The organism is Moritella viscosa, assembly GCF_900120065.1.
Taxonomy (GTDB): domain Bacteria; phylum Pseudomonadota; class Gammaproteobacteria; order Enterobacterales; family Moritellaceae; genus Moritella; species Moritella viscosa.
Map to the genome: position 1 here is coordinate 1 of NZ_FPLG01000144.1, position 1106 is coordinate 1106.

Consider the following 1106-nt stretch of genomic DNA (forward strand, 5'->3'; position numbering starts at 1 on the left):
TTAGGGCGTAGCCCTTAAATAGAGAGCTGAACTTATGATGGTCACCTTTATTTCTCAGTGTGAGAAGAATTCGTTAAAGAAAACTCGACGTGTGCTCGACGCCTTTGCAGATCGTATTGGTGACAATACCTGGCAAACACTCATTACCGACGATGGATTACAAACCGTTAAACGCATGTTGCGTCAAACGGCGAGTAAGAACACTGCTGTAAGCTGTTTTTGGATTAGAAGTCGTTCTCGTAGCCAGTTTTTATGGGTCGTTGGTAACAAAGATAGATTTAATGAAAGAGGGTTAGTGCCAGTTAATCGAACTAAGAAGAATTTATTGAACAGCTATATTGAAAATGATTGGAAATACTTACCATTAATTAAATCACTAACAGCACTTTCTGCCCTATTACATGATTGGGGAAAGGCATCAAAACTTTTTCAAGATAAGTTAAATCCAAAGAGTAAAAATAAATATAAAGGCGATCCTATTCGTCATGAATGGATTTCGACACTGCTGCTTAATGCCTTAGTGCACTCTACTCGATCACAAGATGATAACGTTTGGTTGATGAAACTTAATGAAGGTGCCATCGATGAAGAACAGCTAAAAAAAATAAGTAATGAAAGTGTAAGAAAACCACTTTCTGAATTACCTAATGCAGCCAAACTCGTCGCTTGGTTAATCGTTTCACACCACAGACTACCTTTACCTAAAGATCACGATGAGTGGAAAGATGTAAGCGCTGCTGGTATTGATGCGTCCCTGAATAGAATTGAACAAGTTTGGGGCTATGAAAATCGTTACGATGAACTGGAATATCAAACGCGCGTACAGCAATGTTTTGAATTTCCAAGAGGTTTATTAAGCCAGTCAAGTGAATGGGTCAAACAAATTAAGCGCTGGTCCAAGCAATTAATATTAAATTTACCCTTGATCGAGTCCGCGTTTGCAGACGGTAGTTATCGTTTAGTCTTACACCATGCTCGATTATGTTTGATGTTAGGCGATCATAATTATTCATCTCAAGATGCAGCTAAAGGCTGGAAAGACAGCACTGGGTTGTTTGCAAATACAGACCGGGAAACAAAACAATATAAACAAAAACTTGATGAGC

The 1106-nt window shown here is 38.6% G+C and carries 1 protein-coding gene; it reads left to right on the forward strand.

The features are described 5' to 3' along the window. Positions 1–34: 34 nt before the first annotated feature. On the forward strand, positions 35–1106 hold a 1072-nt coding region (locus tag BT797_RS21715), incomplete at its 3' end, for a CRISPR-associated endonuclease Cas3'' (RefSeq protein ID WP_075473506.1).